At 69.8% G+C, this 24,222-nt stretch carries 21 protein-coding genes; 2 read left to right on the plus strand and 19 right to left on the minus strand.

Features of this window, described 5'->3' with window-relative positions; genetic code table 11:
* Position 1: 1 nt before the first annotated feature.
* From efp to ACWCPI_RS20225, 18 genes are all read right to left on the minus strand, one after another.
* Positions 2 to 568, minus strand: coding sequence for an elongation factor P (gene efp, locus ACWCPI_RS20140; RefSeq protein WP_365517499.1), 567 nt, complete (start codon positions 566 to 568; stop codon positions 2 to 4).
* Between the two features lie 51 nt (positions 569 to 619).
* Positions 620 to 1,726, minus strand: a complete 1,107-nt coding sequence (locus ACWCPI_RS20145) for an aminopeptidase P family protein (protein ID WP_451039399.1) — start codon at positions 1,724 to 1,726, stop codon at positions 620 to 622.
* Positions 1,727 to 2,216: 490 nt separating this feature from the next.
* Complete coding sequence (locus ACWCPI_RS20150; protein WP_451039400.1) at positions 2,217 to 3,101, minus strand: Pro-rich N-terminal domain-containing protein; 885 nt, start codon at positions 3,099 to 3,101, stop codon at positions 2,217 to 2,219.
* Positions 3,102 to 3,269: 168 nt separating this feature from the next.
* Positions 3,270 to 4,361: a 3-dehydroquinate synthase gene (aroB, locus tag ACWCPI_RS20155; protein WP_451039401.1), complete on the minus strand. Its 1,092-nt coding sequence runs from the start codon at positions 4,359 to 4,361 to the stop codon at positions 3,270 to 3,272.
* On the minus strand, positions 4,358 to 4,873 hold the full coding sequence (locus tag ACWCPI_RS20160) for a shikimate kinase (protein ID WP_451039402.1): 516 nt from the start codon (positions 4,871 to 4,873) through the stop codon (positions 4,358 to 4,360). Before ACWCPI_RS20160 ends, aroB begins: the two co-directional genes overlap by 4 nt.
* Positions 4,870 to 6,054, minus strand: coding sequence for a chorismate synthase (gene aroC / locus ACWCPI_RS20165; protein ID WP_388807107.1), 1,185 nt, complete (start codon positions 6,052 to 6,054; stop codon positions 4,870 to 4,872). The genes ACWCPI_RS20160 and aroC overlap by 4 nt, the downstream gene beginning before the upstream one ends.
* Positions 6,055 to 6,237: 183 nt before the next feature.
* Complete coding sequence (locus ACWCPI_RS20170; RefSeq protein ID WP_451039403.1) at positions 6,238 to 6,636, minus strand: hypothetical protein; 399 nt, start codon at positions 6,634 to 6,636, stop codon at positions 6,238 to 6,240.
* Positions 6,637 to 6,687: 51 nt separating this feature from the next.
* Positions 6,688 to 7,527 carry a shikimate dehydrogenase gene (locus ACWCPI_RS20175; protein WP_451039404.1) on the minus strand — a complete coding sequence of 280 codons (840 nt, stop codon included), beginning with the start codon at positions 7,525 to 7,527 and terminating at the stop codon, positions 6,688 to 6,690.
* Positions 7,508 to 9,250, minus strand: coding sequence for an endolytic transglycosylase MltG (mltG, locus tag ACWCPI_RS20180; RefSeq protein ID WP_451039405.1), 1,743 nt, complete (start codon positions 9,248 to 9,250; stop codon positions 7,508 to 7,510). Before mltG ends, ACWCPI_RS20175 begins: the two co-directional genes overlap by 20 nt.
* Positions 9,251 to 9,374: 124 nt before the next feature.
* A complete protein-coding gene (ruvX, locus tag ACWCPI_RS20185) occupies positions 9,375 to 9,839 on the minus strand; it encodes a Holliday junction resolvase RuvX (protein ID WP_451039554.1) in 465 nt (154 codons plus the stop codon).
* A 35-nt stretch (positions 9,840 to 9,874) separates the two neighbouring features.
* The gene (gene alaS, locus ACWCPI_RS20190) at positions 9,875 to 12,547 is read right to left on the minus strand and encodes an alanine--tRNA ligase (RefSeq protein ID WP_388807099.1); all 2,673 of its coding nucleotides are present in this window, start codon (positions 12,545 to 12,547) and stop codon (positions 9,875 to 9,877) included.
* Positions 12,547 to 12,900 carry a hypothetical protein gene (locus ACWCPI_RS20195; protein WP_388807097.1) on the minus strand — a complete coding sequence of 118 codons (354 nt, stop codon included), beginning with the start codon at positions 12,898 to 12,900 and terminating at the stop codon, positions 12,547 to 12,549. The genes alaS and ACWCPI_RS20195 overlap by 1 nt, the downstream gene beginning before the upstream one ends.
* A gap of 9 nt (positions 12,901 to 12,909) precedes the next feature.
* Positions 12,910 to 13,350: a DUF948 domain-containing protein gene (locus ACWCPI_RS20200; protein ID WP_094057798.1), complete on the minus strand. Its 441-nt coding sequence runs from the start codon at positions 13,348 to 13,350 to the stop codon at positions 12,910 to 12,912.
* Between the two features lie 368 nt (positions 13,351 to 13,718).
* Complete coding sequence (rpsD, locus tag ACWCPI_RS20205) at positions 13,719 to 14,333, minus strand: 30S ribosomal protein S4 (protein WP_062674288.1); 615 nt, start codon at positions 14,331 to 14,333, stop codon at positions 13,719 to 13,721.
* Between the two features lie 301 nt (positions 14,334 to 14,634).
* Entirely contained in the window at positions 14,635 to 15,990 is a 1,356-nt protein-coding gene (locus ACWCPI_RS20210) for a replication-associated recombination protein A (RefSeq protein WP_451039406.1), read from the minus strand.
* 44 nt (positions 15,991 to 16,034) lie between these two features.
* Positions 16,035 to 16,697 carry a vitamin K epoxide reductase family protein gene (locus ACWCPI_RS20215; RefSeq protein ID WP_451039407.1) on the minus strand — a complete coding sequence of 221 codons (663 nt, stop codon included), beginning with the start codon at positions 16,695 to 16,697 and terminating at the stop codon, positions 16,035 to 16,037.
* 194 nt (positions 16,698 to 16,891) lie between these two features.
* Positions 16,892 to 18,154 carry a histidine--tRNA ligase gene (gene hisS / locus ACWCPI_RS20220; protein ID WP_451039408.1) on the minus strand — a complete coding sequence of 421 codons (1,263 nt, stop codon included), beginning with the start codon at positions 18,152 to 18,154 and terminating at the stop codon, positions 16,892 to 16,894.
* Between the two features lie 11 nt (positions 18,155 to 18,165).
* Positions 18,166 to 18,873, minus strand: a complete 708-nt coding sequence (locus ACWCPI_RS20225) for an MBL fold metallo-hydrolase (RefSeq protein WP_451039409.1) — start codon at positions 18,871 to 18,873, stop codon at positions 18,166 to 18,168.
* A gap of 180 nt (positions 18,874 to 19,053) precedes the next feature.
* Between ACWCPI_RS20225 and ACWCPI_RS20230 the strand changes: the two genes are divergently transcribed.
* Positions 19,054 to 19,899, plus strand: a complete 846-nt coding sequence (locus tag ACWCPI_RS20230) for a peptidylprolyl isomerase (RefSeq protein WP_451039410.1) — start codon at positions 19,054 to 19,056, stop codon at positions 19,897 to 19,899.
* A gap of 135 nt (positions 19,900 to 20,034) precedes the next feature.
* Positions 20,035 to 21,264, plus strand: coding sequence for a DUF349 domain-containing protein (locus ACWCPI_RS20235; RefSeq protein WP_451039411.1), 1,230 nt, complete (start codon positions 20,035 to 20,037; stop codon positions 21,262 to 21,264).
* A gap of 90 nt (positions 21,265 to 21,354) precedes the next feature.
* On the opposite strand, the gene relA is transcribed toward ACWCPI_RS20235, so the two are convergent.
* The gene (gene relA / locus ACWCPI_RS20240; protein ID WP_451039412.1) at positions 21,355 to 23,892 is read right to left on the minus strand and encodes a GTP pyrophosphokinase; all 2,538 of its coding nucleotides are present in this window, start codon (positions 23,890 to 23,892) and stop codon (positions 21,355 to 21,357) included.
* Positions 23,893 to 24,222 lie beyond the last annotated feature (330 nt).

Here is a 24,222-nt window from a genome sequence, read left to right on the forward strand (position 1 = left end):
GTTAGCTGTTCACCCGGCCGAGGTAGTCGCTCGTACGGGTGTCGACCTTGATCTTCTCACCGGTGGTGATGAAGAGCGGGACCTGGATCTGGTGACCGGTCTCCAGCGTGGCCGGCTTGGTGCCGCCGGTGGAGCGGTCGCCCTGGACGCCCGGCTCGGTCTCCTGGATGACGAGCTCGACGGCGGCCGGCAGCTCGACGAAGAGCACCTCGCCCTCGTGCTGCGCGACGGTGGCGGTGAAGCCCTCGACCAGGAAGTTGGCGGCGTCGCCGACGGCCTTGCGGTCGACCATCAGCTGGTCGTAGGTCTCCATGTCCATGAAGACGAAGTACTCGCCGTCCATGTAGGAGAACTGCATGTCGCGCTTGTCGACGGTGGCCGTCTCGACCTTCACGCCGGCGTTGAAGGTCTTGTCGACGACCTTCCCGGACAGCACGTTCTTGAGCTTGGTGCGCACGAAGGCCGGGCCCTTGCCGGGCTTGACGTGCTGGAACTCGACGACGGACCAGAGCTGGCCGCCTTCGAGCTTGAGCACCATGCCGTTCTTGAGGTCGTTCGTGGAAGCCACGGTTGCGGAATCTCCTGGACTGACGTGGACGACCCCGGCGCACGCCACTGTCTACAGGGCGAGCAGCTCCTTGGTCGTGATGGTGAGTAGCTCGGGTCCGCCGTCCGCCTCGGGGCGGACGACGAGCGTGTCATCGATCCGGACGCCGCCCCGGCCCGGGAGGTGGACCCCCGGTTCGACGGTGACCGGCACGCAAGCGTCCAGTTTACCCATGGCCGCGGGAGCCAACTGAGGGTCCTCATCGATTTCGAGCCCCACGCCGTGGCCGGTGAGGGGTGGCAGGCCCGCGTGGTACCCGGCGGAGTCCAGTACCTGACGTGCGGCGCGGTCCACATCGCGGTAGGCGACTCCCGGTGCCAGGGACTCCCGTCCGGCGCGCTGGGCGGCGAAGACGAGGTCGTACAACTCGATCTGCCAGTCCGCGGGGGATGTGCCGATGACGAAGGTACGGCCGATCTCGCAGCGGTAGCCGCGGTACATCGCCCCCAGGCACACGGAGAGGAAGTCACCCTCCTCGACCCGGCGGTCGGTGGGCCGGTGGGCGCGCCGGCCGGCGTTCGGGCCGGTCGCGACGGATGTGGGGAAGGCCGGGCCGTCGGCGCCGTGATCGACCAGGCGTCGTTCGAGCTCCAGTGCGAGGTGACGTTCGGTACGGCCGACCAGGATGGATTCGAGCAGCTCCCCGAGGGCCTGGTCGGCGATCTCGGCCCCGATGCGGAGGCAGGAGATCTCCTCCTCGTCCTTGACCACTCTGAGCTGCTCCACGGCTGAGCCGAGGTCGGCGAGACGCAATCGCGGGACGACCGAGCGGATGGCTCGGTGACGGGCCACGGTGAGGTGGTGTTCCTCCACGGCGAGACAGACCCCGCCCTGCGCCGCTGCGAGGTCGGCGGCGGCGACGGCCGGGTCGCCTCCGGCGCTGGGGAGGACGTGGATCCGCAGGGCCTCGTCCGGGCGGCCCACACCGGGCCGGTCGTCCGGCGGACCGGCACACACGAGCAGGTCTTCGGTCTTGCCGAGAAGCAGCACGGAGCCCTGCGGGGCGGCGCCCGCGAGGTAGCGGACGTTGGCGGGGCGGGAGATCAGCGCGGTGGCGCTGCCGCTGGCCTGGCAGCGGTCCCTCAGCCGGGATCGGCGGGTGGCGTACGCCTCTGACATGACCCGAGCGTAAGAGCTCCGCGGGGTTGGCGCCGGTTGGGGGCGTCTGAGTGGGCGGTGAGGTGTTTGTGCGGGTTGGGGTGGTGAAGGGGGCCTGCCTGCTGTGTGCCGGCTGCGGGTGGGTGGGGGGCTGGGCGCGCAGTTCCCCGCGCCCCCCAGGGCGACCGAGCGGGCCGGGACCGGCCATGCGGGGTCGGGTCAGGTAGGTGACGGGAGCCTGCTCTTGTGCGGCGGCCGCGGGTGCGTGGGGGCTGGACGCGCAGTTCCCCGCGCCCCCAGGGCCCGAGCAGGCCGGGACCGGCCAAGCGGGGCGGGGTAGGTGACGGGAGCCTGCTCTTGTGCGGCGGCCGCGGGCGCGTGGGGGCTGGGCGCGCAGTTCCCCGCGCCCCCCAGGGCGACCGAGCGGGCCGGGACCGGCCCTGCGGGGTGGGGTAGGTGACGGGAGCCGGACGTTGGTGCGCGGTTTTCCGCGCCCCTCAGGGCGGCCGGGCTACCAGTTCGGCGGGCTTGCGATGGACCGGGAAAGGACGTCGTCCAGGACCTGGGCCGTCTGAGGGACGTCGAGCTGGGAGTTGTCGATGATGGGCAGGCCGGAGCCGTACCAGCCCGCCATGCGGCCGTGGATGCGGGCGACCTCCTCGTCGCCGAGGCGGCGGTTGCCCGTGCGTTCGGCGTTGCGCTCCAGGACGATCTCCAGGCCCGGGAGCAGCACCACGGGGAGGAGGCCGGGGCCCACGTGGCGCTTCCAGCCGCCGAGGCCCACGACGGGGCGGTCGGGGAAGACGGCGTCGTCGAGGATGCAGGAGATGCCGTTGGCCAGGAAGTTGCGCGCGGCGAAGCCGCAGGTGCGGCGGGCCAGGCGGTACTGGGCCTCGGAATGGTCGTTCCACCCGGACTGGGGGTCGGCGAAGCCCGAGCGGACCCATTCGCGTACGTCGTCGAGGCTGATGTGGGCCGTGGGGACCCGCCGGTGGTCCGCCCAGTACTTGGCCACGCTCGTCTTGCCGGCTCCCGCCGGTCCGATGAGCAGCACCGCGAGGGTGGTGGTGGTCGGGTCGGGTGCCGCGGTGGCCGGTGGGGTGCTCGGCATGGCGACGGGGCCGCCGGGCGGCAGCGGGACGTGTCCCGTGGTCTCCGGTGCCGGCGGGGCGGGGGCGTGGTGCGGTCCGGGCGGGACCTGGCCGGGAGGCGTGTAGCCCGAGGCAGGGGGCGGCGGGGGCACGGGAGCGGAGGGCTGGTGCGGGGCGGGTCCCTGATGCGGGGTGGCTTGCTGGTGCGCGCCCGGGTGGTGCTGACCCGGGTGTTGTGCGGCCGGTGACCAGCCGTGCCCCGACTGGTGGGGCGGCGGCAGCGGAGACCCCACTGCGTGCTGCATCCGGTGCCACTCCGTCTCGTCTTACAGGGCCATTGACGCTGGCAGCAGGGCACGCACCCCGCCGCTACCGAACGGTACCGCCCCCGGCCACCATTTGGTGAACGGCCGGAGGCGGCCCGAAGTGCCCGTCGCCACAGGCGAATCGGACGGAGAGTCGGTTCGGTGGACTTACTGGCCGACTTCGCCGTAGGCGGCGAGCAGCACGGCCGGGTCCGGGCCCTCCAGGACGGTCGGCTTGGCCAGGCCGTCCAGGACGATGAAGCGCAGCAGGTCGCCGCGGGACTTCTTGTCGACCTTCATGGTCTCCAGCAGCTTGGGCCACTGGTCGTGGCGGTAGTGCAGCGGCAGTCCGACCGACTCCAGGATCGTGCGGTGGCGGTCGGCCGTCGCGTCGTCCAACCGGCCCGCCAGACGCCCCAGTTCGGCGGCGAAGTGCATGCCCACCGCGACCGCGGCGCCGTGCCGCCACTTGTAGCGCTCGTTCTTCTCGATGGCGTGACCGAGCGTGTGGCCGTAGTTGAGGATCTCCCTGAGCCCCGACTCCTTCAGATCCGAGGAGACCACCTCGGCCTTGACCCGGATCGACCGCTCGATCAGCTCGGCCGTGTGCGGGCCCGCGGGGGTACGGGCGGCCTCGGGGTCGGCCTCGATCAGCTCCAGGATCTTCGGGTCGGCGATGAAGCCGGCCTTGATGACCTCCGCGAGACCCGACACGTAGTCGTTGACGGGGAGGGAGTCCAGCGCGGCCAGGTCGCAGAGTACACCGGCCGGCGGGTGGAAGGCACCGACGAGGTTCTTGCCCTCGGCGGTGTTGATGCCGGTCTTGCCGCCGACCGCCGCGTCCACCATGGCCAGCACGGTGGTGGGGATCGCGATCCAGCGCACCCCGCGCAGCCAGGTCGCCGCCACGAAGCCGGCGAGATCGGTGGTGGCCCCGCCGCCGACGCCGACGATGACGTCGGTGCGGGTGAACCCGGACTGGCCGAGCGCCTTCCAGCAGTACGCGGCCACCTCGGCGGTCTTCGCCTCCTCGGCGTTCGGTACCTGGATGGCGACCGCCTCGTAGCCCTGCTCGGCCAGGTCGGCACGGAGTGCCTCGCCGGTCTCGGCCAGCGCCTCGGGGTGGACGACGGCGACCCGCTTGGCCTTGCCGCCGATCAACCCGCCCAGCTCGCCCAGGAGCTGACGGCCCACCAGGACCTCGTACGGGTCGGTGCCCGCCGTGCCGCCGACCTGGATCCGGGTCACTGCCTCGCTCATGCTTCCTTCAACTCCAAAGCGTCCAACGCTACTTCGGTGACCTCTTCGGGCGTACGTCCGTCGGTGGCGACCACGACCGTGGCGACCTCCTCGTACAGGTGCCGGCGGGCCTCCATCAGCTCGCGCCACTGCTTGCGCGGGTTGACCGCGAGCAGCGGGCGGGCGACGCCCAGGCCGGTGCGCCTGACCGCCTCCTCGACGTCCATCGACAGGTAGGCCACCCGCTGCCCGCCGAGCAGCGCCCGTGTGTCGGCGTCGAGGATCGCGCCGCCGCCCAGCGCCAGGACGCCGTCGTGTTCGGTGAGCGCCCGGTGCACGGCCGCCTTCTCGATCGCCCGGAAGGCCGGCTCCCCCTCGTCGACGAAGATGTCGGCGATGGTCCGGCCCTGCTCGGCGACGATGTCGTCGTCGGTGTCCCGGTATCCCACCCCGAGCCGCTCGGCCAGAAGCTGCCCGACGGTGGACTTGCCCACGCCCATCGGGCCCACCAGGACGACGACCGGCCGGTTCATCGGATGGCGAGATTGTCGAGGTACGAGGTCACGTTCCGGCGGGTCTCGGTCACCGAGTCGCCGCCGAACTTCTCCGCCACCGCGTCCGCGAGCACGAGGGCCACCATGGCCTCGGCGACGATGCCGGCGGCCGGCACCGCGGAGACGTCGGAACGCTGGTGGTGGGCGGCGGCCGCCTCGCCCGTGGTGACGTCCACGGTCTGCAGGGCGCGGGGCACGGTCGCGATCGGCTTCATCGCGGCGCGGACCCGCAGCAGCTCACCGGTGGTCAGGCCGCCCTCGGTGCCGCCGGAACGGCCGGAGGTGCGCCGGATGCCCTCGTCGGTCTTCACGATCTCGTCGTGCGCCTTGGAGCCCGGGACGCGTGCCAGCTCGAAGCCGTCGCCGATCTCGACGCCCTTGATCGCCTGGATGCCCATGAGCGCGCCGGCCAGCCGGGCGTCCAGCTTGCGGTCCCAGTGCACGTGCGAACCGAGGCCCACGGGGACGCCGTACGCCAGGATCTCGACCACGCCACCGAGGGTGTCGCCGTCCTTGTGGGCCTGGTCGATCTCGGCGACCATCGCCTTCGAGGCGTCGGCGTCCAGGCAGCGCACGGGGTCGGCGTCCAGCTTCTCGACGTCGGCCGGGGTCGGGTACACGCCCTGCGGCGCCTTCGCGGAGGCCAGCTCGACCACATGGCTGACGATCTCGATCCCGGCGGTCTCCTTCAGGTACGACCGCGCCACCGCGCCCAGCGCCACACGGGCGGCGGTCTCCCGGGCGGAGGCCCGCTCCAGGATGGGGCGCGCCTCGTCGAAGCCGTACTTCTGCATACCGGCGAGGTCGGCGTGGCCGGGACGCGGCCGCGTCAGCGGGGCGTTACGGGCGAGCCCCGCCAGGATCTCGGGGTCGACCGGGTCGGCGGCCATGACCTGTTCCCACTTCGGCCACTCGGTGTTGCCCACCATGATCGCGACCGGCGAGCCCAGGGTGAGTCCGTGGCGGACGCCGCCGAGGAAGGTGACCTGGTCCTGCTCGAACTTCATGCGCGCACCGCGGCCGTAACCGAGCCGGCGCCTGGCCAGGTGGTCCGCCACCATCTCCGTGGTGATCGGCACGCCGGCGGGAAGGCCCTCCAGCGTCGCGACGAGTGCGGGGCCATGGGACTCCCCCGCGGTCAGCCAGCGCAACCTGCTCAACGGTGCTCCTCGATGCTCGCGCCCCGGTACTGCCCTGCGTACGCGCGTCCTCGCGTACGGCGACGGCGCGACCGGGTGCGCGGCCCCGGCCCGCCATCTCCGATCCTCCCATGTCCGGCACCGGTGTCCGGCCGCCGGTCCATCAGGCGGACGGCGAACGGCCGGCCGGGGCGCCGGAGGTGATCACGCCGGGTGGTTGCCCTGGCGCTGCTGCGGGGCGTACGCGCCCAGGAAGTCCGCACCGCTGCTCTGCGGGCCCGGATGCGCGGCCTGCGCCTGCTGCGGGGCGTACGCGCCGAGGAAGTCGGCGCCGCTGGGCTGCTGTACCTGCTGCTGGGGAGCGTACGGACCGAGATGATCGGCGCCCCGCCCCTGCCCGGGCTGCGCCGTCGGCTGAACGGCCGGGCCCTGACGCCTCGCCCGTCGCTGGGCGACCTTGCGCTTCAGCTTGAAACCCCAGGACGCCAGGACGAGGAGCACGATCAGCACGAGCACGGGGATCTGCACCCAGTCCGGCATGAACTGCAGAACGATCTCGAATATCTCACTCTTGCCGGACGCCGACGACACGCCAGTGGACACGCTGGTGCTCCCCCTCCGTTGTTCTCCGCCCCCTGCGGAACCCAGCGGATCCTAGCGGGCCGCGAGCGCGCGCTCCCCCGCTTTTCGCATGGCCTCCAGGGGCGCGGGGGTGCGCCCGGTCATCTGCTCCACCTGGAGCACCGCCTGGTGCACCAGCAGGTCGAGCCCGCCGACGACGGCTCCGCCGAACATGGACCAGCGGGCCGCGAGGGGGGTGGGCCAGGGGTCGTAGAGCACGTCGAAGAGGGTGGCGGGGCGCTCCGGTACGGCTGTGGCGAAGGCGTCCGTCGTACCGGCGGGGGTGGTCGCGATCACCAGCGGTGCCTGCAGCGCCCGCTCGGCGTCCGCCCAGTGCGCCGTCCGCACGTCGACGTCGAGCCGCTCGCCCCACTGCCGCATCTCGGCGGCACGGGCCTCGCTGCGCACATACGCCACGACCTCACCGGTACAGACGCGCGCGAGCGCGGCCAGCGCGGACGAGGCCGTGGCGCCGGCGCCGAGGATCGCGGCGGAGTCGACCTGTTCGATACCCCGCTCCCTCAGGGCCGCGACCATGCCGGGGATGTCGGTGTTGTCGCCGACCCGGCGGCCGTCCTCGGTGAGGACGACCGTGTTGACGGCCTCCACCGACGCGGCCGTCTCGCTGATCTCGTCGAGCAGCGGGATGACGGCCCGCTTGAGCGGCATGGTCAGCGACAGCCCGGCCCACTCCGGTCCGAGTTGCGCGAGGAACCCGGGCAGAGCGGCCTCGTCGGTCTCGAAGCGGTCGTACGACCAGTTCGTGAGTCCCAGTTCCTCGTAGGCGGCGCGGTGCAGCACCGGGGAGAGGGAGTGGGCGATGGGCTTGCCGAGTACGGCGGCCCGGCGGGCGTCAGTTGCCCCTGCTCTCATTGAACTTGTCCTTGAGCCTGAGGAATTCATCGTGGGTCTTGGCGAATTCGGTCTTGTTGAAACCGTCGGTCGCCACGAAGTAGTACCAACCCTGGTCAGTCGGGTTCAGCGTCCCCTTGATCGCACCGTCCCCCGGGTTTCCGATCGGGCCGGGCGGCAGACCCTTGTGGTAGTACGTGTTGTACGGGTCCGGGTTGCTCTTGATCTCCGACTCACTGATGTCGATGTTGCTCTGGCCCTTCAGGTAATTGAAGGTCGAGTCGAACTGCAGGGCACCGTAGGTCTCGGGGTTGGCGAGGTCGAGGCGGTTGTAGACCACCTCCGCCATCTTGCGGTAGTCGTCGTTGGTCTTGCCTTCGGCCTGGACCAGGCTGGCGACCGTGATGATCTGCAGCGGGCTGTCCAGCTTGAGCGCCTTGGCCTTGGCCTCCAGCCCCATCGCGTCGTACTTCTTCGCGGCCCGGGTCACCATCTCCTTGAGGACGGCCTCGGCCTTCATGCCCTCGGCTGCGGGATAGGTACCCGGCGAAAGGAATCCTTCCAGCGGGTCCTTGATCTCCTTGTTGTCGTTCGCCCAGCTGGGAAGTCCGAGACTCTTGAATTTCTCCTCGGCCACCTTCGCGGTGCTGCCGGACTTCAATTCGAGCTGCTCGTCGATCGCCTTGTAGACGGTCACGTTGCGCTCGCCCGGCCGGACCAGGACGTTGTTCTGGCTCTTGGGGTCGAGCATCAACTCGACGGCGCTCGCGGCTGACATCCGCTTCTGCAGCAGATAAGCACCCGCCTGGATCTTGTCCCCGTTGGGATTGTCCTGCTGAGCGGCGACAAAGGCATCGACGCTCTTGACGACACCGGCTTCCTTCAGCCGCTGCCCGATCACGGATCCGATCGCACCCTTGGGGATCTCGACGGTCACCTTCTCACCGGTGCCGTCACCTGCGTAGTCCGGCACATCGCCGAAACGATCCTGGTAAAACTGGTACCCGAAATATCCGGCCCCGGCGACGCCACCGCCGAAGACCAGTACGACCACCAGGCAGGCGAGACCACTTCGGCGTTTCTTGGGTTTGCCACTGCGACCGCGGCGGTCGCCGCGCCCACGGCCACCGCCCGACTCGTCGTCGAAGCCGTCGTCCTCGTCATCGTCGCCGCCACCGGCGAAGAAGGCGTGTTCACCCTGGTCGGGGCCCGGGTCCCAGTCGGTCTCGGGCGGCTCCGGCTCGGCCTGCCGCCGACCCGGCGGCTGCGGCGGCGGGTAGGCCTCGGGCGTGCCGTAGTAGTCGGGTTGCCGGCCGCCGTACGTCGCCGCCTGCTGCTGGCCGTAGGGGTCCGACGGGTCGGGGTACTGGGCGTGCGCCTGCGTCCCGTTCTCCCAGCCACCGTTCCCGTACGGCTGCTGTCCCTGACCCGCGTACCGCTGCTGGTCGTACTGCTGCTGGTACTGCTGCTGGTACTGCTGTCCCTGACCCTGTTGCCGGTACTGCTGCGCCTGACCCTGCTGCTGGTACTGCTCCTGCGCCTGACCGTACGCGGCCTGCTGGCCGTCGCCCCAGTCGCCGTACTGCTGTTGCTGTTGCGACTGCTCCGGATAGTGCTGCGGCTGGCCGCCGTAGGCAGCCTGCCGGCCCGTGTGGGCCTGCTGCCCTTCCCATCCGCCGTCCCCGTACAACGGGTCCTCCGGATGCCACGGTTCGGAGCCTGGGCCCCGGCCATACTCAGTCATCGATCCCCTAGAGCCGCGAGGCGGCGGTCACGCGGCTGGTGTTGATCCGGCTCCCGTTCCGCCTCTCTTGTTGCGTCGGCTGTTCGAAAACCGGCGCATCGCGCGGAACGTTACCGTATCGCGATCAGATGACCACTTCGACGCCCTCCCCGGGAGCTTTACCTGACACCCGTTCGGATTCGAGCGCCTGCTGCAAGATGATCACAGCGGCTGCCTGGTCGATCACGGACCGGCCCTTCTTCGACTTCACGCCCGAGGCGCGCAGTCCCTGACTGGCCGTCACGGTCGTCATCCGCTCATCCACGAGCCTGACCGGTACGGGCGCGATCATGCGCGCCAGTTCCTGGGCGAAGGCCCTGACCTTGACCGCGGCCGGTCCCTCGCCCCCCTTGAGGGAGCGAGGCAGACCGATGACGACCTCGATCGGCTCGTACTCCTCGACGAGTTGCTTGAGCCGGCGGTGCGCCGCCGGGATGTCCCGGCCCGGCACCGTCTCGACCGGAGTGGCGAGGATCCCGTCGGGGTCGCACGAGGCGACCCCGATGCGGGCGTCCCCGACGTCGATGGCGAGGCGATGTCCGCGGCGCATGACCGGGCCGTCGCCGTTCGCCTGTCGGTCGGCGCTCACTTGGCCGTTTCCGCCACGAGCCGCTCGACGGCCTCGACGGCCTCGCCGACCGCGGCCGGGTTCTGCCCGCCGCCCTGGGCGACGTCCGGCTTGCCGCCACCGCCGCCACCGAGGGTCTTGGCGGCCGTACGAACCAGGTCGCCGGCCTTGAGACCACGCTCACGGGCGGCTTCGTTGGTGGCGATGACCGTCAGGGGCTTGCCGTTGTTGACCGTGAACAGGGCGACCACGGCGGCCCGGCCGCCCTGGATGCGGCCGCGCACGTCGAGGACCAGCTTGCGCAGGTCGTCGGGGGTGGTGCCGTCCGGGACCCGGCCGGTGACGACGGCGATTCCGCGCACGTCCTTGGCGGACTCGGCGAGACCGGCGGCGGCCTGGAGCACCTTCTCGGCCCGGAACTTCTCGATCTCCTTCTCGGCGTCCTTCAGCTTGCCGAGCATGGCCGAGACCTTCTCCGGGAGCTCTTCCGGACGGCCCTTGATCAGCTCCTGGAGCTGGGCCACGACCGTGTGCTCACGGGCGAGGAAGTTGTAGGCGTCCACACCGACGAGGGCCTCGATACGGCGCACACCGGAGCCGATGGACGACTCGCCGAGCAGCTTGACCAGGCCGAGCTGGGCGGTGTTGTGCACGTGCGTGCCGCCGCACAGCTCCTTGGAGAAGTCGCCGATGGTCACCACGCGGACGCGCTCGCCGTACTTCTCGCCGAACTCGGCGATGGCGCCCTGCTTCTTGGCCTCGTCGATGCCCATGACCTCGGCGTGCACGTCGAGGTCGCGGGCGAGCACCTCGTTGATCTTCTGCTCGACGTCGGTCATCACGGCCGTCGGCACCGCGGACGGCGAGCCGAAGTCGAAGCGGAAGCGGCCGGGCTGGTTCTCGGAACCGGCCTGGGCGGCCGTCGGGCCGAGGGCGTCACGCAGAGCCTGGTGGGTGAGGTGCGTTGCGGAGTGGGCGCGGGCGATGGCCCGGCGGCGCAGGGAGTCGATGGAGGCGTGGGCCTTGGCACCGACCGTGACCTCGCCGACCTGCACGACGCCCTTGTGGACGTACACACCCGGGACCGGCTTCTGGCAGTCGCGGATCTCGATGACGGCACCGGAGTCGACCTTGATCTTGCCGGTGTCGCCGATCTGGCCGCCGCCCTCGGCGTAGAACGGGGTGCGGTCGAGGACGATCTCGACCTCGTCGCCCTCGGTGGCGGCCGGGGAGGAGGCGCCGTCGACGAGGATGCCGACGATGGTGGACTCGCCCTCGGTGTCGCTGTAGCCGATGAAGTCGGTCTCGCCGACCTTGTCCGCGATCTCCCGGTAGGCACCGGCACCGGCGTGACCGGTCTTCTTCGCCTGGGCGTCGGCCTTGGCGCGCTCCCGCTGTTCCTTCATCAGGCGGCGGAAGCCGTCCTCGTCCACGGAAAGCCCCTGCTCGGCGGCCATCTCCAGGGTGAGGTCGATCGGGAAGCCCCAGGTGTCGTGGAGCAGGAACGCCTTGTCACCGGGCAGGACCGTGGAGCCCGCGGCCTTGGTGTCGCTGACGGCGGTGTCGAGGATGTTGGTGCCGGCCTTCAGCGTCTTGAGGAAGGCGTTCTCCTCGGCGAGGGCGACCTTCTCGATGCGCTCGCGGTCGGTGACGAGTTCGGGGTACTGCTGGCCCATCATGCCGATGACGACGTCGATGAGGTCCTTGACGACCGGGCCGGTGGCACCGAGCAGGCGCATGTTGCGGATGGCGCGGCGCATGATGCGGCGCAGGACGTAGCCGCGGCCCTCGTTGCCCGGGGTGACGCCGTCACCGATGAGCATGGTGGCCGTACGCATGTGGTCGGTGACCACACGCAGGGACACGTCCGAGTGGTGGGCGTCGCCGTAGGCCACGCCGGTCAGCTCGGTGGCCTTCTTGATGACGGCCATGGAGGTGTCGATCTCGTACATGTTCTGCACGCCCTGCAGAATCATGGCGAGTCGCTCGAGGCCGAGGCCGGTGTCGATGTTCTTGCTCGGCAGCTCGCCGAGGATCTCGAAGTTGTCCTTGCCGGTGCCCTGGCCACGCTCGTACTGCATGAAGACGAGGTTCCAGATCTCCACGTACCGCTCGTCGTTGACGGCGGGGCCGCCCTCGACGCCGAACTCGGGGCCGCGGTCGTAGTTGATCTCGGAGCAGGGGCCGCAGGGGCCGGGTACGCCCATGGACCAGTAGTTGTCCTTCATGCCGAGGCGCTGGATACGCTCCTTCGGCACTCCGACGACGTCGTGCCAGATGCGCTCGGCCTCGTCGTCGTCCTTGTAGACGGTGATCCACAGGCGCTCGGGGTCGAGGCCGTAACCGCCCTTGTCCTGGGGCGTGGTGAGCAGCTCCCAGGCGTACTTGATGGCGCCTTCCTTGAAGTAGTCGCCGAAGGAGAAGTTGCCGCACATCTGGAAGAACGTGCCGTGCCGCGTGGTCTTGCCGACCTCTTCGATGTCGGGCGTGCGCACGCACTTCTGGACGCTGGTGGCGCGGTCGAAGGGCGGCTTGACCTCACCCAGGAAGTAGGGCTTGAAGGGCACCATGCCGGCCGGGACGAGGAGCAGAGTCGGGTCGTCCGCGATGAGCGACGCCGAAGGGACGACGGTGTGCCCGCGCTCCTCGAAGAAGCTCAGCCAGCGGCGGCGAATCTCGGCCGACTCCATCAGTGGTCCTCATTCCGGTTGTACGGGTACGTCTGGTACGTCGAGCCCTCGACGTACTTCGGGTGGTTGCGGTTCTCGATGGCGGCGTGCCGCCGGGGTGCGGGAAGTTCGGGACTCTCGTTGATCCCGAGGGCGTCGCCCAACTCGGCCTCCCGCACGGCCATGTTGTCCCGGACGTCGAGGGCGAAGCCCACCGCGCGGTCCTTGATGCGGTGACCGGCCTCGATCGCCTTGTTGGCGGCCGTGGCGGCCAGGCTCTCGGGGGTCAGTTGCCTCAGCTTGCGGTTGACCTTGGTGGTGGCCCACACACCCGCGGCGACGCCGGTGGTGAACCAGAAGGTACGGCGGAACATCGCTGGCTCTCAGTCCCTCTTCCCTCGGGCGCTGCGCCGAGAGACCGTGCGGCCCACGATCACGGTACGCCTCGACGCCTTGGCGGGCACGTCCTCCTTGCGGCCGCCGAGGGCCCGGCGCACGCCGTAGCCGAAGGCGGCGACCTTGACCAGAGGGCCGCCGAAGGTGGAGGCGACGGTGGTCGACAGCGCGGAGGCGTTGGAGGTGACCTCCTGGACGTCGGAGGCGATCGCGTCGACCCGGTCGATCTGGGTCTGCGCGGACCGCACCGCCGTGGAGGCCTCTGCCAGGAGCGGGACGGCCTGGTCGGTCACGTCCGCGACGAGCTTGGTGGTCGCCTTGAGCGTCTGGGCCAGCCTCGCCAGCGCGACGGCGAGGAAGGAGACCAGGATCGCCCAGAAGACTGCCACCAGGATCCCGGCAACCTCTCCACCGGACACTGTGTGCACCCGCTCCCTGAAACGTGCCTCTGCATCGGTCTGCATCGAAAAAGTCGTGCACCGAGCCTATCGCGCCGGGGATGGCGCTCCGCACCGGATTACCGCTCGTCCGGAGCCTGGTCGCGAGAAGCGATTCATGGCAGGGGCCTTCCAGCGCGCTCTGCCGGACGCGGTGCGGTTGTGCGCGGGCGTCCACCTGGTGTGCGAGGAGCAAGGCGAGCGCCGGGGCGGGTGCCCTCGGGCGTCCCTGCGGCGCCGCGCGGGCCGGTACGCCATGTCACGGTTACGGGGGACATGCGAAAGCCCGCCGCCTCCCCCACCCGGAAGGGCGAGGAGACGACGGGCTGAGGCGCAGGTGTCCTACGACCGCTGAGGGATCAACGGGCGTAGTACTCGACGACGAGCTGCTCGTCGCAGATCACCGGGATCTCCTTGCGGTTCGGCTCACGGTCCAGGCGGAACGCCAGGGCCTTGAGGTTCACCTGGAGGTAGCGCGGGGTCTCACCCTCGGGGGCGAAGCCGCCCTCACGGGCGATGGAGAAGAGGGTCTTCTCGCGGCTGCGCTCACGGACCATCACGACGTCGTCGGGCTTGACGCGGAAGGACGGCTTGTCGACCTTCTGGCCGTTGACCTCGATGTGGCCGTGAACGACCATCTGACGGGCCTGGTAGATGGTGCGGGCGATGCCCGAACGCAGGACCAGGGCGTCGAGACGACGCTCCAGCTCGATGATCAGGGCCTCACCGGTCTTGCCCTGAACCTTGGAGGCACGCTCGTAGGCGCGGACGAGCTGGCGCTCGGACACGTCGTACTGCGCGCGCAGACGCTGCTTCTCCAGCAGACGGACCTTGTAGTCCGAGTTCTGCTTGCGGCCACGGCCGTGCTCACCCGGCGGGTAGGGACGGGCCTCGAAGTACTTGACGGCCTTCGGGGTCAGCGCGATGCCGAGGGCACGCGACTTCTTGACCTTGGGGCGGGACTGGTTCGCCACTTCTTTTCCTTTTCCTGTATCGGCTGCCTCAGGGTTACGGGAGGTCGCAATCCGCAGCCGGGGAATCCCGACAGGCCCCGAGGGACTTGCCAGGTAGCCGCTCCCCTGGTCTGGGCACATACGTGCAGCACACGAACGGCCCACCGACCGGTCCCGGAACTCCGGGTGGTGGTGGGCTGCCCGCGACACCTACGACGGTGCGCGACGCTCCTGGATCAAAAGATCCGGCTGGTTGTCCCGCCTGAGGCGCCGACCGGAGCCGGACACGGGACTCAGCACTTCGAGCGAGTCTACAGGCTGTTCAGGACCGTCTGCGACCGAGGTGCTTCCTGGTCCACTCCACGGCGTCCGCGTACCGTGCCTCGGCCCCGTGCCTGGTCGGGGTGTAGTACTCGCGGTCCTTGAGAGCGTCGGGGGCGTACTGCTGCTCGGCGATGCCCTCGGACAGGTCGTGCGGGTAGACGTACCCCTGCGCGTGGCCGAGCTTGGCGGCTCCCTTGTAGTGGCCGTCGCGCAGGTGGGGCGGGACGGGGCCCGCCAGTCCCTTGCGTACGTCGTCCAGGGCGGCGCCGATCGCGGTGGTCGCGGAGTTGGACTTGGGGGCGAGGGCGAGGGCGATGGTGGCGTGGCTGAGGGTGAGGGCGGCCTCGGGGAAGCCGATCATGGCGACGGCCTGGGCGGCGGCGACCGCGATCGGCAGCGCGTTCGGGTCGGCGAGGCCGATGTCCTCGCTGGCGGAGATCATCAGGCGGCGGGCGATGAAGCGGGGATCCTCGCCGGCCTCGATCATCCGGGCCAGGTAGTGCAGGGCGGCGTCGACGTCGGAGCCTCGGATGGACTTGATGAGCGCGCTGGCCACGTCGTAGTGCTGGTCGCCGTCGCGGTCGTATTTCACGGCGGCCCGGTCGACGGTCTGCTCCAGCGTCTGGAGGCTGATCTCGCTCTCCCCTTGGTCCAGGGCGGCTCCGGCGGCGGCCTCCAGGGCGGTCAGGGCGCGGCGGGCGTCGCCACCCGCGATCCGCAGCAGGTGCTCCTCGGTGTCCTCGGGCAGTCCTACGGCGTCCTTCAGTCCGCGCTCGTCGCTCAGCGCGCGCCTGAGCAGGCCTTTGACGTCGTCGTCGGTGAGGGGTTCGAGGGTCAGGAGCAGAGAGCGGGACAGCAGCGGGGAGATGACCGAGAAGTACGGGTTCTCGGTGGTGGCCGCGATCAGGGTCACCCAGCGGTTCTCGACGGCCGGGAGGAGGGAGTCCTGCTGGGCCTTGCTGAAGCGGTGGATCTCGTCGAGGAAGAGGACGGTCTCCTTGCCGTAGCCGCCGGTGGCTCGGCGGGCACCGTCGATGACCGCCCGGACCTCCTTGACGCCCGCGGTGATGGCGGACAGCTCCACGAAGCGCTTGTTGGTGGCCTTGGAGACGACATACGCGAGGGTGGTCTTGCCGGTGCCGGGCGGACCCCACAGGATCACCGACGACGGGCCCGCGGGGCCCTTCGCCCCCTCGCCGACCAGTCGGCGCAGGGGGGAGCCGGGCTGGAGCAGATGCTGCTGGCCCACGACCTCGTCCAGGGTGCGCGGGCGCATGCGCACCGCCAGGGGGCTCCCCGCGGGGTCCTTCTCCTGGCGTTCTTCTGCGGCGGCGGTGAACAGGTCGGGCTCCACGTGGAAAACCCTAAATCACCGCACTGACATCGACGTCGGGCGGATCAGGAGGCGGCCCAGAGCTGGCTGCCCCAGCGGGTGAAGATCAGCATGGCGATGACGCCGACATGGGTCACCGGAAGCACCCAGGTGAACTCGGCGAGGAAGTTCTTCAGCGGGCGCGGGGCCGGCAGGAAGCCGTTGCGGACGTTGAAGGAGGTCACGTACCAGAACATCGTGAGGGTGGCGACCCAGGCCAGCGAGCACCACAGGCACAGCGCGCCGATGTTGTACAGCGACTGGTACATCAGCCAGGTGCAGAAGGCGACGCCGAAGAGGGTGCCGGCGTTGAAGGTGAGCCAGTACCAGCGTGGGAAGCGGGCGCGGGCGAGCAGGCTCATGCCGACGCAGATGACGATGCCGTAGCAGACCAGGCCGAGCAGCGGGTTCGGGAACCCGAAGACGGACGCCTGCTTGCTCTCCATGACACTGCCGCAGGAGACGATCGGGTTGAGGCTGCAGCCCGGCTTGTAGGTCTCCCCGGCGAGCTTCGCCTCAAGGATCTTGAACTTGTCGATCGTGATGACCCATGCGGCGAGCACGCCTGCCGCGCCGGTGATCACCAGCATCAGCGCGAACGCGCGGCTGGCGCCCAGCGAGAGGGGCGCCGCTTCGGTGCGCTCCGGCTCTGGCTCGGTGGAGACGTCCTGGATTGTCGTCTTGCTCATCACGCCGATTCCGTCACTTGAGATTTGGAGTTTCTCCGGACAGGCACATTCTGCCGTACACGCACCCCCGCTCTCAGTTCACTCGGCATAAGGAAATACGCGCGAGCGGGTAATGCCGCTCGGTTCCGGACACGGCAGAAACGAGGGGGGCGGGGACCGAACGGCCCCCGCCCCCCTTGCCCGGATCAGCTGACTCAGCCCAGTCGGGCTTCCAGCTCGGCGACGATCTCGTTGACACCGACGGCCGTCTGCTCGCCGGACTCCATGTCCTTGAGCTGGACGACGCCCTCGGCGAGGTCGCGCTCGCCGGCCACGACCGTGTAGCGCGCGCCACTGCGGTTGGCGTTCTTCATCGCGCCCTTGAGGCCCTTGCCACCGTAGGCGAAGTCGGCCGCGATGCCGTTCTTGCGCAGCTCCGTGACCTTGGCGAACAGCACCCGGCGGGCCTCTTCGCCGAGCGGGACGGCGAACACGCTGGTGGTGGCGGGGAGTTCGAGTTCGATGCCCTCCGCCTCCAGGGCGAGGACCGTGCGGTCGACGCCGAGGGCCCAGCCGACGGACGGCAGCGCGGGGCCGCCGATCATCTCCGACAGGCCGTCGTAGCGTCCGCCACCACCCACCGCGGACTGGGAGCCCAGACCGTCGTGGACGAACTCGAAGGTCGTACGCGTGTAGTAGTCGAGGCCGCGCACCAGCTTCGCGTCGTCCTCGAAGACGACGCCCGCCGCCGTGATCAGCTCGCGGACCTCCTCGTGGTACGCCTTGCAGGCGTCGCAGAGGTAGTCACGCAGCAGCGGCGCTCCGGTCAGCTGCTTCTGCACGGACTCGCGCTTGTCGTCGAGGACGCGCAAGGGGTTGATGTCGACACGGCGCCGGGTGTCCTCGTCGAGGTCCAGGGCGCGCAGGAAGTCCTGGAGTGCCGCTCGGTAGACCGGGCGGCACTCCTTGTCGCCGAGGCTGTTCAGGAGGATGCGGAAGTTCCGCAGCCCCAGGGAGCGGTACGACTGGTCGGCGAGGATGATCAGCTCGGCGTCCAGCGCGGGGTCCTCGGCGCCGATCGCCTCGGCGCCGACCTGGGAGAAGTGCCTGTAGCGGCCCTTCTGGGGGCGCTCGTAGCGGTACTGCGAGCCCGAGTACCAGACCTTGACCGGCAGGTTGCCCGTCTTGTGCAGGTTCGCTTCCAGGACCGCGCGGAGTACGGGAGCGGTCGTCTCCGGGCGCAGGGCGAGCTTGTCCCCGCCCTTGGTCTCGAAGACGTACATCTCCTTGGTCACGATGTCGGTGGACTCGCCGACACCGCGCGCGAAGAGCTCGACGTTCTCGAAGCCGGGGGTCTCGATGTAGCCGTAGCCGGAGTTGCGCAGCGGGGCGGCGATCGCCTCACGGACCGCCAGGAACCGGGCGCTCTGCGGCGGCAGCAGGTCGTACGTGCCCTTGGGGGCCTTGAAGGTGCTCACGGGAGGTCTCGTCACATTCCTCGTCGGGGAGCCTGGGCGGCTCCCTGGCCGGCGGCCACCTGCCGCAGGTACGGGTTGGTGGCGCGCTCGTGGCCGATGGTCGTCTGGGGGCCGTGGCCGGACAGCACCACGGTCGAGTCGTCGAGCGGCAGGCACACGCGGGCCAGCGAGTCGAGCATCTCGGCCATGTCACCGCCGGGCAGGTCGGTGCGTCCGATGGAGCCGGCGAACAGCAGGTCGCCCGAGAACAGGATCGGCGGGATGTCCGCCGCCTCGGGCAGGCCGAAGGTCACCGACCCCTTGGTATGGCCCGGCGCGTGCGCGACGGTCAGCTCCAGACCCGCCAGCTCCAGCCTGGCGCCGTCGGTCAGCTCCTTGACGTCGTCCGGCTCCCCCACGGTCAGCTCGCCCATCAGCTGCATGCCGATGGAACGGCCGAGCGCCTTCTCGGGGTCGCTCATCATGTACCGGTCCTCGGGGTGGATCCAGGCCGGTACGTCGTGCGCGCCGCACACGGGGACGACCGAGGCCACGTGATCGAGGTGGCCGTGGGTCAGGACGACCGCGACGGGCTTGAGCCGATGCTTCTTCAGCGCTTCCTCGACTCCGGGGGCCGCCTCGTGGCCCGGGTCGATGATCACGCACTCCTCACCGGCGGCGGGGGCGACGAGATAGCAGTTCGTCCCCCAGGCCCCGGCGGGGAACCCGGCAATGAGCACGATCGTCCTTCGTTTGTGTCGACAAAGATGGTCTGTCGGCGGGCTGACGCCTGTCGTCAGAGCCTACCGGCGCTGCCGATTACACAGCGAACCCATATACGGTACGGGGCACACGCAGGCGGTCGGATCATCGGCGCTCGCGTGCCGGTCGACACACACAACGCATGAGGAGAAAACCCGGTGGTCAGCCAGGAACAGCGGCGGCGTCAGCTCGCTCGGGAGAAGTTCTTGCGGCAGCAGCAGCGGCGCACGGCAGCCCGGCGCAAGTCGCGCATGCGCAACTCGGTGATCGCGTCGGTGCTCGGAGTGGTCGTCATCGGCAGCCTCGCGCTGTACACGACCGGGGTCCTCAAGGACGACGGTTCGAAGAAGGAGAACGCGGGCGCCGAGGTCAGCCCGAGCCCGACCAGCAAGGCCCCGGACCCGTGCGAGAAGCCCGCCGAGGGCAAGGTCAGGACGGCGACCTGGAAGAAGGAGCCGGCGATGACCATCGACAAGTCGGCGAAGTACACGATGAAGCTGGCGACGACGTGCGGTGAGATAGACATCGCGCTGAAGGCGTCGGCCGCGCCGCACACGGTGAACTCGTTCAACTTCCTCGTCGGCAAGGGCTACCTCGACCACACGAAGTGCCACCGGCTCACCGACACCAGCATCTACGTGCTCCAGTGCGGCGACCCCCAGGGCACCGGGATGGGCGGACCCGGGTACACGATCCCGGACGAGAACCTCAAGGACGAGAGCCTCAAGGGCGGCGTCTACCCGGCGGGCACGGTGGCGATGGCCAACCAGTACAACGCGCAGACGAAGCAGGGGCGCGACAGCGGCGGAAGCCAGTTCTTCCTCGTCTACCAGGACAGTCAGCTGCCGCCCGACTACACACCGTTCGGCACTGTGTCCGAGGCGGGCATGAAGGTCCTGAAGAAGATCGCGGCTGCCGGAGCCCAGGCCGTCGACCCCGCGACCGGGAACACGGCCCCCAACGCGACCGTCGTGATCAACAAGGCAACCGTCACGAAATCCTGACCCTCAACTGCGTAATTTCGGTCGCGCGGGATGCGGACAGGCAACCCGCCGGTCGCCTATGTTGGCCGTGACGAAACTGTGGACGATGCTCGGGGGAGCACAAGCCCCTCGCAGGCATCATGTGGAGGAGGCGCTGTGAGCAGCGACCCGTGGGGCCGCGTCGACGAGACGGGGACCGTGTACGTGCGTACGGCCGACGGCGAGCAGGTCGTCGGATCCTGGCAGGCCGGCTCCCCCGAGGAGGCGTTGGCCTACTTCGAGCGCAAGTACGAGGGCCTGGTTGTCGAGATCGGCCTCCTCGAGAAGCGAGTGAAGACCACCGACCTGTCGGCGAAGGACGCCCAGGCCGCGATCGACCACATCCGTGAGCAGGTCGACGCCCATCACGCGGTCGGTGACCTGGACGCCCTGCGGACCCGCCTGGACAAGCTGGTCGAGACGGTCGACAAGCGCCGTGAGGAGCGCAAGGCACAGCGCGCCAAGCAGTCCGACGAAGCCCGGCACGCCAAGGAGGCCCTGGTCGCCGAGGCGGAGGAACTGGCCCGGTCCGACCAGTGGCGGGCCGCCGGTGAGCGTCTGCGGTCGCTGGTGGACACCTGGAAGAGCCTGCCGCGGCTCGACCGCAAGTCGGACGACGAGCTGTGGCACCGCTTCTCGCACGCCCGGTCGGCGTTCTCCAAGCGCCGCAAGGCGCACTTCGCGCAGTTGGACGCGCAGCGCGAGGAGGCCCGCAGGACCAAGGAGCGGCTGGTCGCCGAGGCCGAGTCGCTGTCCGGGTCGACGGAGTGGGGTCCGACGGCCGCGCGCTACCGCGAGCTGATGGCCGAGTGGAAGGCCGCGGGCCGCGCCCAGCGCGAGCACGAGGACGACCTGTGGAACCGCTTCCGCGGCGCCCAGGACATCTTCTTCGCCGCCCGCAGCTCGGTCTTCGCCGAGCGCGACGCCGAGCAGGCCGAGAACCTGAAGCTGAAGGAGGAGCTGGCCGAGGAGGCCGAGAAGCTCCTGCCGGTCGGCGATCTGAAGGCCGCGCGGGCCGCCTTCCGCTCGATCAACGAGCGCTGGGAAGCCATCGGCCATGTGCCGCGGGACGCCCGCCCCAAGGTGGAGGGCCGGATGCACTCCGTCGAGCGGGCCATCCAGGAGGCCGAGGAGGCCGAGTGGCGCCGGACCAACCCGGAGGCACGCGCGCGTGCCGAGGGCCTGACCGGTCAGCTCCAGGCCGCCGTCGACAAGCTGAAGGGCCAGATCGAGCAGGCCCGCGCGCAGGGCAACAACGCCAAGGCGGACAAGCTGGAGCGTGAGCTGGAGGGCCGGCAGGCGCTTCTGGACCAAGCCCTGAAGGGCCTTCAGGAGTTCGGCGGCTGACAGATTCCGGTCACGCGAAAGAGGGGCTCCCGTACACGAGGTGCGGGAGCCCCTCTTTCGTATGCCGTGCCAAGGCTCCTTCGTCTGCCTCTACGACCGGTTGCGTGCCGACGTCACGCGGTACACGTCGTAGACGCCCTCCACTCCCCTGACCGCCTTCAGAACGTGCCCGAGGTGCTTCGGGTCGCCCATCTCGAAGGTGAAGCGGGAGGTGGCGACGCGGTCGCGGGAGGTCTGGACGGCCGCGGAGAGGATGTTGACGTGCTGGTCGGACAGGACACGTGTGACGTCCGACAGGAGCCGGGAGCGGTCAAGTGCCTCGACCTGGATGGCGACCAGGAAGACCGAGGACTGGGTGGGCGCCCATTCGACCTCCAGGATGCGCTCGGGCTCACGGGACAGTGACTCCACGTTCACACAGTCGCTCCGGTGAACCGATACACCACTACCGCGTGTGACGAAGCCGATGATCGGATCGCCGGGGACCGGGGTGCAGCAGCGGGCCAGCTTGACCCACACGTCCTCGACGCCCTTGACGATGACACCCGGATCGGCACTGGAGCGGCGCTTGCGACTGCGACCGCGCGTCGGCGGGACCGCCTCGTCGATCTCCTCCGTCGCGGCTTCCTCACCGCCGAGGGCCTGGACGAGCTTCTGCACGATGTTCTGCGCAGAGACATGGCCCTCGCCGATCGCCGCGTACAGCGCGGAGATGTCCGCGTAGCGCATCTCGTGCGCGAGGGTCACCAGCGAGTCGCCGGTCAGGATCCGCTGGATCGGCAGGTTCTGCTTGCGCATCGCCCGGACGATCGCGTCCTTGCCCTGCTCGATCGCCTCGTCGCGGCGCTCCTTGGAGAACCACGCCCGGATCTTGTTGCGGGCGCGAGGCGACTTCACGAAACCGAGCCAGTCGCGGGACGGCCCCGCGCCGGGCGCCTTGGAGGTGAAGACCTCGACCAGGTCGCCGTTGTCCAGGGTGGATTCGAGCGGTACGAGACGGCCGTTGACCCGCGCTCCTATGGTGCGGTGGCCCACTTCGGTGTGGACGGCGTACGCGAAGTCGACGGGGGTGGCACCGGCCGGGAGCGCGATGACGTCGCCCTTGGGGGTGAAGACGAAGACCTCGTTGCGGGACAGGTCGAAGCGCAGGGACTCCAGGAACTCGCCGGGGTCCTCGGTCTCCTTCTGCCAGTCCAGCAGCTGACGCAGCCACGCCATGTCGTTGAGGTGGTCGTCCTTGCCCTTGCCGGACGTCCGCGGGGCGTCGGTGCGGATCTTGGAGGCGCCGGCGACGGCCTCCTGCTTGTACTTCCAGTGCGCGGCGATGCCGTACTCGGCGCGGCGGTGCATGTCGAACGTGCGGATCTGGAGTTCGACCGGCTTGCCGTTGGGACCGATCACCGTGGTGTGCAGCGACTGGTACATGTTGAACTTGGGCATCGCGATGTAGTCCTTGAACCGGCCGGGGACCGGGTTCCATCGCGCGTGCACGGTGCCGAGGGCGGCGTAGCAGTCGCGGACCGTGTCGACGAGGACGCGGATGCCCACCAGGTCGTAGATCTCCGCGAAGTCACGGCCGCGGACGATCATCTTCTGGTAGACGCTGTAGTAGTGCTTCGGGCGGCCCGTGACGGTCGCCTTGATACGGGCGGCCCGCAGGTCCTGCTGGACCTCGTCGGTCACTATGGCCAGGTACTCGTCACGCTTCGGTGCCCGCTCGGCCACCAGCCGTACGATCTCGTCGTACATCTTGGGGTAGAGGATCGCGAAGGCGAGGTCCTCCAGCTCCCACTTGATGGTGTTCATGCCGAGGCGGTGGGCGAGCGGCGCGTAGATCTCCAGGGTCTCGCGCGCCTTCTTCTCCTGCTTCTCGCGCTTGAGGTAGCGCATGGTGCGCATGTTGTGCAGGCGGTCGGCGAGCTTGATGACCAGGACGCGCGGGTCCTTGGCCATGGCAACGACCATCTTGCGCACGGTCTCGGCCTGCGCGGCCTCGCCGAACTTGACCTTGTCCAGCTTGGTGACGCCGTCGACGAGCAGGGCGACGGAGTCACCGAAGTCGCGGCGGAGCTGGTCGAGGCCGTACTCGGTGTCCTCGACGGTGTCGTGCAGCAGGCCCGCCATCAAGGTGGCCGGATCCATGCCCAGTTCGGCGAGGATGGTCGTCACCGCGAGCGGATGGGTGATGTACGGGTCGCCGCTCTTGCGCTTCTGGCCGCGGTGCCAGCGCTCGGCGACCTGGTAGGCCTTCTCGATCTGGCGGAGGGTCGCGGTCTCGATCTTGGGGTCGTTGCTGCGGACTATGCGCAGCAACGGCTCCAGCACCGGGTTGTACGGGTTGGAGCGCTGGACGCCGAGACGGGCGAGGCGGGCGCGGACGCGGTTGGAGGAGCCGGAGCGGGCGGGCTGCCCGGTGGCGGGGCGGGCCGGCGGATTGACGGGCCGCTCGGGCGGGGCCGGCTTGGGTCGCGTCTGCTCGGCCGGCTTGTCGACGGGCGCGGACTGGGCGTGTTCGACCGGCCCGCGGGTGTCGTTCTTCGCGTGCGACGCGTTCGGCGCGGGCTTCGCCGCGGGCCCCGAGGCGGACTCGGGCTTGGCGGCGGTCAGGTGCTGGGCCTCGTCTGGCAAGAGGGCTCCTCGTGCGCGATCCGGGTCCCCCGGTCAGGCTCCGGAAACCCCATGGTAGCGATCCCGCGCCCCGGGATCGCCTTCAGCCCGATGTGAGGGCCGTCCATCGGAGAAACGCAAGGAGCCGTCACGTAATTCCTGTGCCGTCGTCCGCGTGCTGCGGCAGGGGTGGCGCGAGGGTTTCCAGCGGCTGTGGCCCGGGGGACGCGAGCGTGTCCAGGGGCGGTCGCGAGGGTGCGCGGGGGGCCTCGGGGAGACGGCGTGCGCGGCTTGGCAGGCGATGCGAGCGGAGTGGTGACGGCCGCCGAAGCGATGCCTCGATGCGCACGC

This window comes from Streptomyces sp. NPDC001920 (assembly GCF_053594495.1).

What these genes read in the sequence shown, in the direction of transcription:
- ACWCPI_RS20215 (WP_451039407.1), bottom strand. Translation starts at nt 16,697, where the DNA reads ATGAGCAAGACGACAATCCAGGACGTCTCCACCGAGCCAGAGCCGGAG.
- ACWCPI_RS20160 (WP_451039402.1), bottom strand. Translation starts at nt 4,873, where the DNA reads ATGAACCGGCCGGTCGTCGTCCTGGTGGGCCCGATGGGCGTGGGCAAG.
- ruvX (WP_451039554.1), bottom strand. Translation starts at nt 9,839, where the DNA reads ATGCGCCGCGGACATCGCCTCGCCATCGACGTCGGGGACGCCCGCATC.
- mltG (WP_451039405.1), bottom strand. Translation starts at nt 9,250, where the DNA reads ATGACTGAGTATGGCCGGGGCCCAGGCTCCGAACCGTGGCATCCGGAG.
- ACWCPI_RS20175 (WP_451039404.1), bottom strand. Translation starts at nt 7,527, where the DNA reads ATGAGAGCAGGGGCAACTGACGCCCGCCGGGCCGCCGTACTCGGCAAG.
- ACWCPI_RS20145 (WP_451039399.1), bottom strand. Translation starts at nt 1,726, where the DNA reads ATGTCAGAGGCGTACGCCACCCGCCGATCCCGGCTGAGGGACCGCTGC.
- ACWCPI_RS20195 (WP_388807097.1), bottom strand. Translation starts at nt 12,900, where the DNA reads ATGTTCCGCCGTACCTTCTGGTTCACCACCGGCGTCGCCGCGGGTGTG.
- aroB (WP_451039401.1), bottom strand. Translation starts at nt 4,361, where the DNA reads ATGAGCGAGGCAGTGACCCGGATCCAGGTCGGCGGCACGGCGGGCACC.
- ACWCPI_RS20150 (WP_451039400.1), bottom strand. Translation starts at nt 3,101, where the DNA reads ATGCAGCACGCAGTGGGGTCTCCGCTGCCGCCGCCCCACCAGTCGGGG.
- alaS (WP_388807099.1), bottom strand. Translation starts at nt 12,547, where the DNA reads ATGGAGTCGGCCGAGATTCGCCGCCGCTGGCTGAGCTTCTTCGAGGAG.